Raw genomic sequence first — 14373 nt, forward strand, 5'->3', positions numbered from 1 at the left:
CGCGGCGGCACCCCTCTCCCGCCATCCGCCGGTAAGCCCCCGTTCAGCCGCTTCCGATCAGTGCAAACCGGGAATGAGGAAGTGCACGGGGTCCGGGACACCCCGGCCAGGGAGGGCACGGCCATGGCGTCAGGGCAGGAGCTGGAAGCCGGTGTGCGCACGCGCGGCGGGCGGACCGCCGAGCCACCGTGGCCCGGCGACTGGCAGCCGCTCGGCGCCCGCTTCCGCACCGACCGGCTCGGCGGCCCCGGCACCAACTTCGCGCTCTGGGCGGCCGGCGCCGAGGCCGTGGACCTCTGCCTGTTCGACGAGGACGGCCGGGAGAGCCGGCACCGCCTGACCGAACAGGACTTCCAGATCTGGCACGGCTTCCTGCCCGGCGTGCGCCCCGGCACGCGCTACGGCTTCCGCGTGCACGGCCGCTGGGACCCGTGGACCGGCGCCCGGTGGAACCCGGCCAAACTGCTGCTCGACCCGTACGCCCGCGCCGTCGACGGCTGCTACACCTCCCACGACGCGGCCAGCGGCGCCGTCCGCAACTGGCCCGAGGCGGACGTCGCCGACACCGTCCGGGACAACCGCGACTCCGCCCGCTACGTGCCCAGATCCGTCGTCGTCCACGACGACGACGACTGGTACGACGACCACCGCCCGAAGACCCCGTGGGCCGAGACCGTCCTCTACGAACTGCACGTCCGCGGCTTCACCATGCGCCACCCCGACGTCCCACCCCACCTGCGCGGCACCTACGCGGGCCTGGCCCACCCCGCCGCCGTCGCCCACCTGACCCGCCTCGGCGTCACCGCCGTCGAACTGCTGCCGGTCCACCAGCACGCGAGCGAGGACCACCTCCAGGCCCGCGGCCTCGTCAACTACTGGGGCTACAACACCGTCGGCTACTTCGCCCCGCACGCCGGCTACTCCTCCTCCGGCTCGCGCGGCGGCCAGGTCGGCGAGTTCAAGCGGATGGTCCGCGCCCTGCACGCCGCCGGGATCGAGGTGATCCTCGACGTCGTGTTCAACCACACCGCCGAGGGCGCCGAACTCGGTCCCACGCTCTCCCTGCGCGGCATCGACAACGCCGCCTACTACCGCCTCGCCCCGCACCGCCCGCGCGGCTACGCCGACTACACCGGTTGCGGAAACACCCTGGACACCCGGCGCCCGCAGGTGATCCGGCTGATCACCGACTCGCTGCGGTACTGGGTCACCGAGATGGGCGTGGACGGCTTCCGCTTCGACCTCGCCGCCGCCCTCGCCCGGGCCGGCGACGGCGTCGACATGGAGCACCCGTTCCTCGCCGCCGTCTCCCAGGACCCCCTCCTCAGCCGGGTCAAGCTGATCGCCGAGCCGTGGGACGTCGGCCCCGGCGGCTACCAGGTCGGCGGCTTCCCCCCGCTGTGGGCCGAGTGGAACGACAAGTACCGCGACACCGTCCGGGACTTCTGGCGCGGCGCCCGTCCGGACGTCCGCGAGCTCGGCTACCGGCTCTCCGGCTCCTCCGACCTCTACCAGCGCGGCGGCCGGCGCCCGTACGCCTCCGTCAACTTCGTCACCGCGCACGACGGCTTCACCCTGCGCGACCTCGTCAGCTACGACCGCAAGCACAACGAGGCCAACGGCGAGGCCAACCGGGACGGCACCGACGACAACCGCTCCTGGAACCACGGCGTCGAGGGCGAGACCGCCGACCCGGACGTCACCGCCCTGCGGCTGCGCCAGCTGCGCAACCTGCTGGCCACGCTGCTGCTCTCCACCGGCGTGCCGATGCTCACCGCCGGCGACGAGTTCGGCCGCACCCAGGGCGGCAACAACAACGCCTACTGCCAGGACAACGAGGTCAGCTGGCTGGACTGGTCCCTGCTGCGCGAGCCCGGCTGGCGGGACCTCTGCGACCTGACCGCCCGCCTGGTGCGGCTGCGCCGCGCCCACCCGGTGCTGCGGCAGCGGGCGTTCTTCTCCGGTCGGGCCGCCACCCCTGGCGGCCTGCCGGACCTCGCCTGGTTCACACCGCTCGGCAAGGAGATGACCGAGGCCGACTGGTTCGCCCCGACGGCCTGCCTCGGCATGCTGCTCTCCGGCGCCGCGATGTCCGAGCGGGACGGCGCCGGGCGGCCGTTGCGCGACGACAGCTTCCTGCTGCTCCTCAACGCCGGCCACGAACCGGTCGTCTTCACCCTCCCCGGCGAGCCCTGGGCCGCGCCGGAGGCCGCGTACGGGACGGTCGTCGACACGGCGGCACCGGGCACGGGCGAACCGCACCCGCGGGGGGCCGTCGTGCTGGGCGGGCGCTCGCTCCAGCTGCTGCGCGCGCCCGCCCCGGAGTGATCCGGCGCGCGTCAGCCGCGCGCGCGGCCGACCTCGACGTTCTCCAGCACGCCGATCGCGTCCGGCACCAGCACCGCCGCCGAGTAGGAGGCGCTGACCAGGTAGGACGCGATCGCCTTCTCGTCGATGCCCATGAACCGGACGTTCGGCCCGGGCTCGTACTCGTCCGGGATGCCGACCTGGTTCAGGCCGATGACGCCCTGGTTGTCCTCGCCCACGCGCATCGCGAGGAAGGACGTGGTGCCGGTGTCGGCGACCGGGATCTTGTCGCACGGGAGGATCGGCACCCCGCGCCAGGTCGGCCGGTGCGTGCCCGCGACGTCGACGGTTCCGGGGTGGATGCCGCGCTTGTTGCACTCGCGTCCGAACGCCGCGATCGCCCGCGAGGGGCCGGCCCGGTCTCGACCGGTATGGCGCATCTCCCATCGCTGACGCATCAGTGACCACCCGTCAGGCGATGTCATCGGCCGATCGGCAGGGGCTCACAAGAGGCGCCGGACGCACTCATCCCTGCACGAACCGACACGCGCGCCCCGTCGAACGCCTCCATCCCGCCCGTACGGGTGGCCGGTTCTCGCCGCACCGGGCCGACAGGGGCGAAAAACCTGATGAGAAATGACGGAAGGTCTGCCTACCCTCACGACGATGGCCGAGAACCGACAACCCGACGCCCCCGGGACCGCCCACCGCTCCACGGTCCGCTCCCTGCTGCGCCTGTGGCCCTACGCCCGGGCTGTCCGCCGACAACTCGCCACCTCCGTGACGGCCGCCGTGCTCGCCATGATGAGCGTCCTCGGCGTGCCGATCGTGCTCGGCCGGATCGTGGACGGCCCGCTGGCCCGGCACGACCTCACCGGTCTCTGGCCGCTGGTCGGCCTGCTGCTGATCCTCGGCCTGGTCGAGTCCGCCCTGTTCTACACCCGCCGGGTGGTCCTGGCCCGCCCGCTGGCCGCGCTGGAGACGACCATGCGCGGCGAGCTCTTCGCCAAGCTCCAGCGGCTGCCGGTCTCCTTCCACGAACGCTGGGGATCCGGCCAGTTGCTCTCCCGGGCCACCGCGGACATGTACACCATGCGGCTGTTCCTGGCCTTCCCGCTGGTCTTCCTCATCGTCAACTCGGTGATGTTCCTGGCCGGCACGGTGGTCATGTTCACCCAGGACTGGCGGCTCGCCCTGATCGTCGTGCTGCCCGCCGCACCGCTGTTCGTGCTCACCCGGCGCTTCGAGTCCGGCTACTCCGGCGCCTCCCGGCTCGCCCAGGACCAGAACGGCGACCTCGCGACCGTGGTCGAGGAGTCCGTCCTCGGCATCCGCATCCTCAAGGCCTTCGGCCGCCACCGCTCGATGCACGAGCGCTTCCGCGCCCAGTCCCGGCTGCTGCGCCGCACCGAGCTGCGCAAGGCCCACCTGCTGGCCAACCTGTGGGCGGTGATCGTCGGCCTGCCGGAGCTCGCCCTCGGCTGCGCCCTCGCCGTCGGCGCCTACCTGGTCGCCCACGACCAGCTCAGCGCCGGCACCCTGGTCGCCTTCCTCTCCACCGCGCTCGCGCTGCGCTGGCCGGTCGAGTCCCTCGGCTGGCTGCTCGCCTACGCCAACGAGGCCGCCACCGCCACCGACCGCTTCTTCGAGGTCCTCGACGAACCGGAGGAGGACGACCCGGGCACCGCCACCGGGCTCGGCGCCACCCGGGACGGCATCCGCCTCACCGGCGTCCGCTTCCGCTACCCCGACGCCCCCGACGGCACCCCCGACCTGCTCCGCGGCATCGACCTGCACGTGCGCAGCGGCGAGACGATGGCCCTGGTCGGCGCCACCGGCAGCGGCAAGACCACCCTCACCGCCCTGCTCCCCCGCCTGTACGAGGCCACCGCCGGCACCATCACCCTGGACGGCCGTGACATCCGCGACCTGCCCCGGGAGCGGCTGCGCGAGCTCGTCGCGGTGGCCTTCGAGGAGCCCACCCTGTTCTCGGCGACCGTCCGGGAGAACGTCCTGATGGGCGCCCCCGGCGCGGGCGAGGACCGGCTGCGCTCGGCGCTCGCGACCGCCCAGGCCGGCTTCGTCGACAAGCTCCCGGCGGGGGCGGACACCGAGGTCGGGGAGCAGGGCCTCAGCCTCTCCGGCGGCCAGCGCCAGCGGCTCGCCCTGGCCCGCGCGGTCGTCGGCGACCCGGCCTTCCTCGTCCTCGACGACCCGCTGTCCGCCCTCGACGTGCACACCGAGGCCCTGGTCGAACGCGCCCTGCGCGAGGTCCTCGCCGGCACCACCGCCCTGGTGGTCGCCCACCGCCCCAGCACCGTGCTGCTCGCCGACCGGGTCGCGGTGCTCGCGGACGGCCGGATCGAGGCGGTCGGCACCCACCAGGAACTGCTGCGCACCTCCACGCGCTACCGCGAACTGATGACGGGCGAGGCCGCCCTGATCCCCGAGGGGAGCACCTCCCGGTGACCACCACCGCCGAACCCGCCGTCGAACCGGCCGACCCCGACGGCCCCGCCTCCGAGGAGGAGCTGCCGCGCCCGCCGGAGGACGAGGAGGACATTCCCGTCCCGCCCGGCGCGCCCCGGGCGCTGCTGCGCTCGCTGCTCGGCCCGCACCGCGCCCGGATCACCGCCGCGATGCTGGTGATCCTGGTCCAGCAGGCCGCCCTTCAGTCCGGCCCGCTGCTCGTCGCGGTCGCGATGGACCGCGGCATCCCGGCACTGCGCGAGGACGACGCCGGACCGCTGGTCGCGGTGATCGCCGCCTACCTGTGCTTCGCCCTGCTCAGTCCGCTGCTGCAATGGGTGTTCATCAAGATCAGCGCCCGGGTCAACCAGGACGTCCTGCTGGACCTTCGCGGCCGGATCTTCCGCCACGCCCAACGGCTCAGCCTCGACTTCCACGAGCGCTACACCTCGGGCCGGATCATCTCCCGCGCCACCAGCGACATCGACGCGCTGCGCGAGCTGCTCTCCGAGGGCCTCCAGGAGCTGCTGACCGTCTTCCTGTCGGTCTGCTACATCTCGGTGCTGCTCGTGGTGCTGGACTGGCGCCTCGGACTGGCCTCGCTGGCCGCGCTGGTGCCGCTCGGCCTGATCGCCCGCTCCTTCCGCACCCGCTCGCGCCGGGTCTACCGCCGCTCGCGCACCTCCGCGGCCTCGATGATCGTCCGCTTCACCGAGACCATGAACGGCATCCGCCCGGTGCAGGCCTTCCGCCGCGAGAAGGCCAACGACGCCGCCTTCGCCGTGGTCAACGGACGCTCGGCCACCGCCACCGCCGACGGCTTCCTGGAGCTCGCCCGCTACGTCGGCCTCTCCCGCGCCACGGCCAACGTCTGGACGACCGGCGTCGTGCTGCTCGGCGGCTGGCTGGTCGTCGACGACACGCTGGAACTCGGCGTCCTCACCGCCTTCGTGCTCTACCTGCGCCGCCTGTTCGACCCGATCGACCAGCTCGCGATGTTCCTCAACAGCTACCAGTCGGCCGCCGCCGCGCTGGAGAAGATCGCCGGCCTGCTCGCCCACGAGCCGACCGTCGCCGAGCCGGCCGAGCCCTCCGGACTGCCGCAGGCGACCGGCAAGGGCCGCGAGGTCTCCTTCGAGGGGACGCGCTTCGCCTACCGCACCGGCAAGGAGGTGCTGCCGCCCTTCGACCTGGTGATCCCGGCCGGGCAGACGGTGGCCGTGGTCGGCGCGACCGGCGCGGGCAAGTCGACGCTCGCCAAGCTGCTGGCCCGCTTCTACGACCCGACCGAGGGCCGGGTCGGGCTGGACGGCGTCGACCTGCGCGACCTCGCCACCCCCGAACTGCGGCGCGGGGTGGTCGTGGTGACCCAGGAGTCCTTCCTGTTCTCCGGCACCGTCGCCGAGAACATCGCGATCGGCCGCCCCGGCGCCACCCGCGCGGAGGTCGAGCAGGCCGCCCGGGACATCGGCGCGTACGAGTTCGTCGCCGCGCTCCCGGACGGCTTCGACACCGACGTGCGCAAGCGCGGCGGCCGGATCTCCGCCGGGCAGCGCCAGCTGGTCGCCTTCGCCCGCGCCCTGCTGGCCGACCCGGCGGTGCTGATCCTGGACGAGGCGACCAGCTCGCTGGACGTCCCGGGCGAGCAGGCCGTCCAGCGGGCCATGCGCACGGTGCTGGCGGGCCGGACGGCCGTGATCATCGCGCACCGCCTCTCCACCGTGGAGATCGCCGACCGCGTCCTGGTGATGGACCAGGGCCGGATCGTCGAGGACGGCACCCCGCAGGAGCTCATCGCCGGCGCCGGCCGCTTCGCCGAACTGCACCGGGCCTGGCGGGACAGCCTGGTGTGAGCCGTCCCGCCGCAGAGCCGCCGTTGCCCGCCCCGAGCCGAAGGGCGCGCCGGGAACCCGGAGGGCGCGCCCGGAGGCGAGCGGGCGCCTATCGGAGCAGGCCCGCGTCCATCCCGGCCGACTCGGCGGGCAGGGCGACCAGCCCCAGCTCCGCCGGGGAGGCCAGCCGCGGGTGGGACGGCAGCACCCGGACGGTGTAACCGAACGGGCCGGTCCTGGACAGCTCCAGCGAGCCCTCGTACCGGGTCCGCCCGTCCAGGTCCGGGCCGCCGACCGGCTTGAGGGCGAGCAGGCCGGCGTCCGAGATGCCGTCCGTCTCGTCCACCCGGCCGGACACCACCTGCACCTCGACGTCGCCCGGCTCCAGCGCGCCGAGCGCGACCTGCACCCGCAGCGCCAGCGAGCTGCCGAGCTCCTGCGCCTCGGCCGGGCAGTCCGCCTCGACGTGCTCGACCCGGACGGCCGGCCAGGCCTCGCGGACCTTCGCCTTCCAGACCGCCAGCTCCCGGGCGCCCGCGCCCGACCCGGCCGCCAGCTCGCGCTGGGCGAGCGCCGCCGGGGCGTACAGCCGCTCGACGTACTCGCGGACCATCCGGCCCGCCAGCACCTTGGGGCCGAGGGTGACCAGGGTGTGCCGGACCATCGCGATCCAGCGGTGCGGCAGCCCGTCCGCGCCTCGGTCGTAGAAGCGCGCGGCGACCTGCTCCTCGATCAGGTCGTAGAGCGCCGCCGCCTCGATGTCGTCGCGCCGCTCGGCCTCGCTGCTCTCCGGGTCGAGCGCGCCGCCGGCGTCGTCGGCCGTGGGGATCGCCCAGCCGTTCTGGCCGTCGTACCACTCGTCCCACCAGCCGTCCAGGACGGACAGGTTGAGGCAGCCGTTGAGCGCGGCCTTCATCCCGGAGGTCCCGCAGGCCTCCAGCGGGCGCAGCGGGTTGTTCAGCCAGACGTCGCAGCCCGGATAGAGGTGCTGGGCCATCGCCATGTCGTAGTCCGGCAGGAAGACGATCCGGTGGCGGACGGCCGGGTCGTCGGCGAAGGCGACCATCTGCTGGATCAGCCGCTTGCCGCCGTCGTCGGCCGGGTGGGCCTTGCCGGCGACGACGATCTGCACCGGGCGGGTCGGGTGCAGGAGCAGGGAGCGCAGCCGGTCCTGGTCGCGCAGCATCAGGGTGAGCCGCTTGTAGGAGGGCACCCGGCGGGCGAAGCCGATGGTCAGGACGTCCGGGTCGAGCACCGAGGAGACCCAGCCGAGCTCGGCCTCGCCGGCGCCGCGCTGGCGCCAGGAGGTGCGCAGCCGGCGGCGGGCCTCGTCGACCAGCTGGGCGCGCAGGCTGCGGCGCAGGTCCCAGATCTCGGTGTTGCCGATCCGCTCCAGGCCGGTCCAGCGCTTGGCGTCGCCGTTGGTCATCGCGTCCTCGGCGCGGTCGGCGCCGATCTCGGCGGCGCCCAGGCGCACGACGGCCGGGTCGATCCAGGTGGCGGCGTGGACGCCGTTGGTGACGGAGGTGATCGGGACCTCGGCGGGGTCGAAGCCGGGCCACAGGCCGTTGAACATGGCCCGGCTGACCTCGCCGTGCAGCGTGGAGACGCCGTTGGCGCGCTGGGCGAGCCGCAGTCCCATGGCGGCCATGTTGAAGAGCTTCGGGTCCCCGCCGGGCCAGGTCTCGGCGCCGAGCGCGAGCACCGGCTCGACCGGGACGCCGGGCAGGGCGGCGTCGCCGGAGAAGTGCCGGGCGACGAGCTCGCGGTCGAAGCGGTCGATGCCGGCCGGGACGGGCGTGTGGGTGGTGAAGAGGGTGCCGGCCCGGACGGACTCCAGGGCGGCGGCGAAGTCGGGTCCGGCGCCGTCGGGGCCGGCCGGGCCGTCGGCGACGAGTTCGCGGATCCGCTCGACGCCGAGGAAGCCGGCGTGGCCCTCGTTGGTGTGGAAGACCTCGGGGGCGGGGTGGCCGGTGAGGCGGCAGTAGGCGCGCACGGCCCGGACGCCGCCGATGCCGAGGAGCATCTCCTGGAGCAGCCGGTGCTCGCTGCCGCCGCCGTAGAGGCGGTCGGTGACGTCGCGTTCGGCGGGCGAGTTCTCCTCGGTGTCGGAGTCGAGCAGGAGCAGCGGGACCCGGCCGACCTGGGCCTTCCAGATGTGCGCGGCGAGGGTCCGGCCACCGGGCAGGGCGAGGTCGACCCGGCAGGGGGTGCCGTCGGCCTCCCGGAGCAGGCTGACCGCGAGCTCGTCCGGGTCGAGCAGGGGGTAGCGCTCCTGCTGCCAGCCGTCCCGGTCGAGGGACTGGCGGAAGTAGCCGTGCCGGTAGAACAGGCCCACGCCGATGATCGGGACGCCGAGGTCGCTGGCGGCCTTGAGGTGGTCGCCGGCCAGGATGCCGAGCCCGCCGGAGTACTGGGGCAGCGCGGCGGCGATGCCGTACTCGGGCGAGAAGTAGGCGACGGCGGCGGGCAGCGGGGTGCCGCCACCCTCCTGGGCCTGGTACCAGCGCGGGCCCGCGAGGTAGTCGCGCAGGTCGTCGGCGAGGTCGCCGAGGCGGCGCAGGAAACGCCGGTCGGCGGCGAGCGCGGCGAGCCGGGCGGCCGGGACCTCCCCGAGCAGCCGCACCGGGTCCTCGCCGGTCGCGGCCCAGACCTCCGGTTCCACGGACCGGAAGAGGTCCCTGGTCTCGGGGTGCCAGGACCAGCGCAGGTTGAGGGCCAGCTCGTGCAACGGCTGGAGTTGTTCGGGCAGGACGGTGCGGACGGTGAATCTGCGGATTGCCTTCACGGCGTGAAGCGTAGCCCCGACGGCCGTCATGACAGTGCCTCAAGTGGGCTATTGGGCATCCGTTCGGCCTATTGATGAGATCGCATTCGGCGCATTGGGCTGCACGGGGGGCGCGCGAGGCGCACTTTCCCGGGGCTCGCGCTACCAAAGCGTGAACACTGCGGAACGACCCCATTTCCGATCGCGCATCCGACCCGGACAAAGCTCGAAACTACTGTCGTACCGCTGCGAAAGTCCGGTCCGCGGTGCGAGTATGAACCAAGGTCGTTGATGCTGTGGGGAGTGCGGCGACGGGTGGCGCCCTCCTCGAAGCAGCACGTCCGAATCCTTTTCGCGTTGATCGTTCCTCATCATCCTTAGCCCATTCGGCGCCCACGGCGTTCCGACGCGTGTCCTCGTACTCGGCCGGCTCGTTCACGGGTCGACCGGGTCGCCCAGGGGCGTGCCCCCGGAGGCGTGCGCCGGGACGCGCGCGGGCTCCGGGGCGTCCCGCCACGGGCTGGGCGGGCGCCGGGCAGGTTGCCGGGGACGGCGGCGCGGGCAGGCTCTCGGTCGCACGTCCTCCCCACCCAGCAGTCCTCCCGGTACTCCCCCCGGCCCACCCCCGGCGCCCGCGGGAGCTGCCGCCGATCTCGGGCAGGAGCTTGGCATGCACGGCGACACGCGGGACCAGTCCACACCGGTGGCCGACAACCTCGACGCAGCGGTCGCGGAATCCGCCGGACGGATGGATTCTGACACTCGGACGGATCCGGCGATGCCGGCGCCCAGGGCGTCCGGAGCGGCCCGTCCCCCGCACTCCGAACCCGAGGCCGCCTCACCCGAGCAGCCCCCGTCCGAACACCCCGCCCCGCTCGAACACCCCGAGCCCGAGTCCTCCGCAGCGGCCCTCCAACCGGGGGCCGCGGAGAGCCGGACCGCGGCACCGCGCAGGCGCACCACCACCACGCGCCGCACCACCACCGCCGGGTCCACCGCACCGTCCGCCACCCCGAAGGCCGGTGCCGCGGCGGCGGCCGCCGCCGCGCCGGCCGCCGCGAAGTCCGGTGCCCGGTCCGGCGCGGCGAAGGCGGGCGCCGCGAAGGCCGACGCCCCGCCCCGCAAGGCGCCCGCCCGCAAGCCCTCCGCCCGCAAGACGACAGAGAGCGACACCGTGATCGGCCGCATCCCCGTCCTGGACGTCAGCCCGCTCGTCGACTCCGGCCGCCGCCCGGCCAAGGCCGTCGTCGGCGAGACCTTCCTGGTCACCGCGACCGTGTTCCGCGAGGGCCACGACGCCGTCAACGCCAACGTCGTGCTGCGCGACCCGCGCGGGCGCAGCGGCCCGTGGACCCCGATGCGCGAGCTCGCCGAGGGCACCGACCGCTGGGGCGCACGAGTCACCCCGACCGCGCCCGGCCGCTGGTCGTACCTGGTCGAGGCGTGGAGCGACCCGATCGCGACCTGGCGCAAGACGGCGTCGGTCAAGCTGCCCGCGGGGATGGACACCGCGCTCGTCCTGGAGGAGGGCGCCCGCCTGCTGGAGCAGGCGGCGGCCGGCGTGCCGAAGAAGGAGGGCCGCGCGCACGTGCTCGCCGCCGCCGAAGCGCTGCGCGACCCCGGCCTGCCGCCGCTGTCCCGGCTGGCGGCCGCGCTCGCCCCCGAGGTTCTGGAGCTGCTCGCCCGGTACCCGCTGCGCGAGCTGCTGAGCGCCTCCCGCCCGCTGCCGCTCCAGGTGGACCGCGAGCGCGCCCTGTTCGGCTCCTGGTACGAGTTCTTCCCGCGGTCGGAGGGCGCCGTGGTGGACCCGAACGGCGTCGAGCCGCCGCGTTCGGGCACCCTGCGCACCGCGGCCGAGCGGCTGCCCGCGATCGCCGCGATGGACTTCGACGTGGTCTACCTGCCGCCCGTCCACCCGATCGGCCGCGCCTACCGCAAGGGCCCGGACAACACCCTGACGGCCGGTCCGCACGACGTCGGCTCGCCCTGGGCGATCGGCTCCCCCGAGGGCGGCCACGACGCGGTCCACCCGGACCTCGGCACCATCGAGGACTTCGACCACTTCGTCGCCGAGGCCAAGGCGCTGCACCTGGAGGTGGCGTTGGACTTCGCCCTCCAGTGCTCCCCCGACCACCCGTGGGTGAACAAGCACCCGGAATGGTTCAGCCACCGCGCCGACGGCACCATCGCGTACGCCGAGAACCCGCCGAAGAAGTACCAGGACATCTATCCGGTCAACTTCGACCAGGACATGGACGGAATCGTCAAGGAAACCGTCCGCATCCTGCGTTTCTGGATGTCCCACGGCGTGCGGATCTTCCGGGTCGACAACCCGCACACCAAGCCGGTGCTGTTCTGGGAGAAGGTGCTCGCCGACATCGCCCGCACCGACCCCGACGTCCTGTTCCTGGCGGAGGCCTTCACCCGCCCCGCGATGATGCACACCCTCGGGAAGATCGGTTTCCACCAGTCGTACACGTACTTCACCTGGCGCACCACCAAACCGGAACTCACCGACTACCTCACCGAACTCACCGGTGACGCGGCCGCCTACATGCGGCCCAACTTCTTCGCCAACACCCCCGACATCCTGCACGCCTACCTCCAGCACGGCGGCCGGGCCGCGTTCGCCGTCCGCGCCGTGCTCGCCGCCACGCTCTCCCCCACCTACGGGATCTACGCCGGGTTCGAGCTGTACGAGAACGAGCCGGCCCACCCCGGCTCCGAGGAGTACCTGCACTCGGAGAAGTACGAGCTGCGCCCGCGCGACTGGAACCGCACCGACACCCTCGCCCCGCTGCTCACCGTGCTCAACCGGCTGCGCCGGCGCCACCCGGCCCTGCGGCAGCTGCGCGACCTGCGCTTCCACCACACCGACAACGATCAGGTGATCGCCTACTCCAAGACCGCGACCACGCCGGAGGGCCTGACCGACCAGGTCATCACCGTGGTCAACCTCGACCCGCACCACGTCCAGGAGGCCACCGTCACGCTCGACGGCGACGGCCCGTTCGCGGTGCACGACGAGCTCACCGGCGCCGTCTACACCTGGGGCCGGCACAACTACGTCCGGCTCGATCCCTCAGCCGAGCCGGCTCACCTCCTCACGGTTCGGAGGAACCCAGCGTGACAGTGAACGAGCCCGTCCCCGACACCTTCCCCGAGACCTCGAAGAAGAACCTGGACCCCGAGTGGTTCAAGCGTGCGGTCTTCTACGAGGTGCTGGTGCGGTCCTTCCAGGACAGCAACGGCGACGGGGTCGGGGACCTCAAGGGGCTCACGGCCAAGCTCGACTACCTCCAGTGGCTCGGCATCGACTGCCTCTGGCTCCCGCCGTTCTTCGCCTCGCCGCTGCGCGACGGCGGGTACGACGTGGCCGACTACAAGTCGGTGCTGCCCGAGTTCGGCGACCTCGCCGACTTCATGGAGTTCGTGGACGCCGCGCACGCCCGCGGCATGCGCGTGATCATCGACTTCGTCATGAACCACACCAGCGACCAGCACCCGTGGTTCCAGGCCTCCCGCGCGGACCCGGACGGGCCGTACGGCGACTTCTACATGTGGGCCGACGACGACAAGCGGTACCCGGACGCCCGCATCATCTTCGTCGACACCGAGACCTCCAACTGGACGTACGACCCGGTCCGCAAGCAGTACTTCTGGCACCGGTTCTTCTCTCACCAGCCGGACCTCAACTACGACAACCCCCGCGTCCAGGACGAGATGATCGCCGGGCTGCGGTTCTGGCTCGACCTCGGCATCGACGGCTTCCGGCTGGACGCGGTGCCCTACCTGTTCGCGCGCGACGGGACCAACTGCGAGAACCTGCCGGAGACCCACGAGTTCCTCCGCCGGGTCCGCAAGGAGATCGACGCCGACTACCCCGACACCGTGCTGCTCGCCGAGGCCAACCAGTGGCCCGAGGACGTCGTCGACTACTTCGGCGACTTCGCGGCGGGCGGCGACGAGTGCCACATGGCGTTCCACTTCCCGGTGATGCCGCGGATCTTCATGGCGGTGCGGCGCGAGTCCCGCTACCCCGTCTCGGAGATCCTCGCCAAGACCCCGCACATCCCGTACGGGTGCCAGTGGGGCATCTTCCTGCGCAACCACGACGAGCTGACCCTGGAGATGGTCACCGACGAGGAGCGCGACTACATGTACGCGGAGTACGCCAAGGACCCCCGGATGCGCGCCAACGTGGGCATCCGGCGCCGGCTCGCCCCGCTGCTGGAGAACGACCGCAACCAGATCGAGCTGTTCACCGCCCTCCTCCTCTCGCTGCCCGGCTCGCCGGTGCTCTACTACGGGGACGAGATCGGCATGGGCGACAACATCTGGCTCGGCGACCGGGACGGCGTCCGCACGCCGATGCAGTGGACCCCGGACCGCAACGCGGGTTTCTCCTCCGCCGACCCGGGCAGGCTCAGTCTGCCGCCCATCATGGACCCGGTGTACGGCTATCAGGTGACCAACGTCGAGGCGCAGCAGAGCAGTTCGAGTTCGCTGCTGCACTGGACGCGTCGCATGATCGAGATCCGCAAGCTCAACCCGGCGTTCGGCCTGGGCACGTACACCGAACTGCCCTCCAGCAACCCCGCGGTGCTGGCCTTCGTGCGGGAGCACGAGGGGGACCTGGTCATGTGCGTGAACAACTTCTCGCGGTTCGCACAACCGACCGAACTGGACCTGCGGCAGTACGGCGGACGCTACCCGGTCGAGCTGATCGGCGGGGTGCGCTTCCCCTCGATCGGCGAGTGGCCGTACCTGCTCACCCTGGCCGGCCACGGCTTCTACTGGTTCCAGCTCCGGCAGCCCCCGCGACTGAGCGGGACCAGGCGGTCGAAGTAACGATCCGCCGCACCGGCCCCGACCGCACCACCAGACCCTCGGGGGGCGCGAGTTGCACCCGCGCGCCCCGGGGTCCTCCGCTCCGCTGCGCCCCCGGGCGCCGCGTACGGAGAACAGCCCAACGGCCACCCACACGAAGGCGTGACA

Annotated in this window: 6 protein-coding genes and 1 pseudogene; 5 read left to right on the forward strand and 2 right to left on the reverse strand. The window is 72.9% G+C overall.

Annotation, left to right across the window (positions count from 1 at the left end):
• Window positions 1-123 precede the first annotated feature (123 nt).
• On the forward strand, window positions 124-2328 hold the full coding sequence (gene glgX / locus PUR71_RS17450) for a glycogen debranching protein GlgX (protein WP_329927931.1): 2205 nt from the start codon (window positions 124-126) through the stop codon (window positions 2326-2328).
• Window positions 2329-2339: 11 nt separating this feature from the next.
• Here the strand turns inward: glgX and PUR71_RS17455 are convergent.
• Window positions 2340-2711, reverse strand: a pseudogene (locus PUR71_RS17455) (Crp/Fnr family transcriptional regulator); the annotation flags it as partial.
• Window positions 2712-2973: 262 nt separating this feature from the next.
• On the opposite strand from PUR71_RS17455, the gene PUR71_RS17460 reads away from it, so the two are divergent.
• Complete coding sequence (locus PUR71_RS17460) at window positions 2974-4776, forward strand: ABC transporter ATP-binding protein (RefSeq protein WP_329927932.1); 1803 nt, start codon at window positions 2974-2976, stop codon at window positions 4774-4776.
• A complete protein-coding gene (locus tag PUR71_RS17465) occupies window positions 4773-6629 on the forward strand; it encodes an ABC transporter ATP-binding protein (RefSeq protein WP_443077470.1) in 1857 nt (618 codons plus the stop codon). The genes PUR71_RS17460 and PUR71_RS17465 overlap by 4 nt, the downstream gene beginning before the upstream one ends.
• An 88-nt stretch (window positions 6630-6717) precedes the next feature.
• Here the strand turns inward: PUR71_RS17465 and glgP are convergent, their stop codons facing one another.
• Window positions 6718-9396, reverse strand: a complete 2679-nt coding sequence (glgP, locus tag PUR71_RS17470; protein WP_329927933.1) for an alpha-glucan family phosphorylase — start codon at window positions 9394-9396, stop codon at window positions 6718-6720.
• Window positions 9397-10549: 1153 nt separating this feature from the next.
• Between glgP and PUR71_RS17475 the strand changes: the two genes are divergently transcribed.
• Window positions 10550-12505, forward strand: coding sequence for an alpha-1,4-glucan--maltose-1-phosphate maltosyltransferase (locus PUR71_RS17475; protein WP_329928144.1), 1956 nt, complete (start codon window positions 10550-10552; stop codon window positions 12503-12505).
• Window positions 12502-14226, forward strand: coding sequence for a maltose alpha-D-glucosyltransferase (gene treS / locus PUR71_RS17480; protein ID WP_329927934.1), 1725 nt, complete (start codon window positions 12502-12504; stop codon window positions 14224-14226). Before PUR71_RS17475 ends, treS begins: the two co-directional genes overlap by 4 nt.
• The last annotated feature ends 147 nt before the right edge of the window (window positions 14227-14373 follow it).

This window comes from Streptomyces sp. SP17BM10 (genome assembly GCF_036322405.1).
GTDB lineage: Bacteria > Actinomycetota > Actinomycetes > Streptomycetales > Streptomycetaceae > Kitasatospora.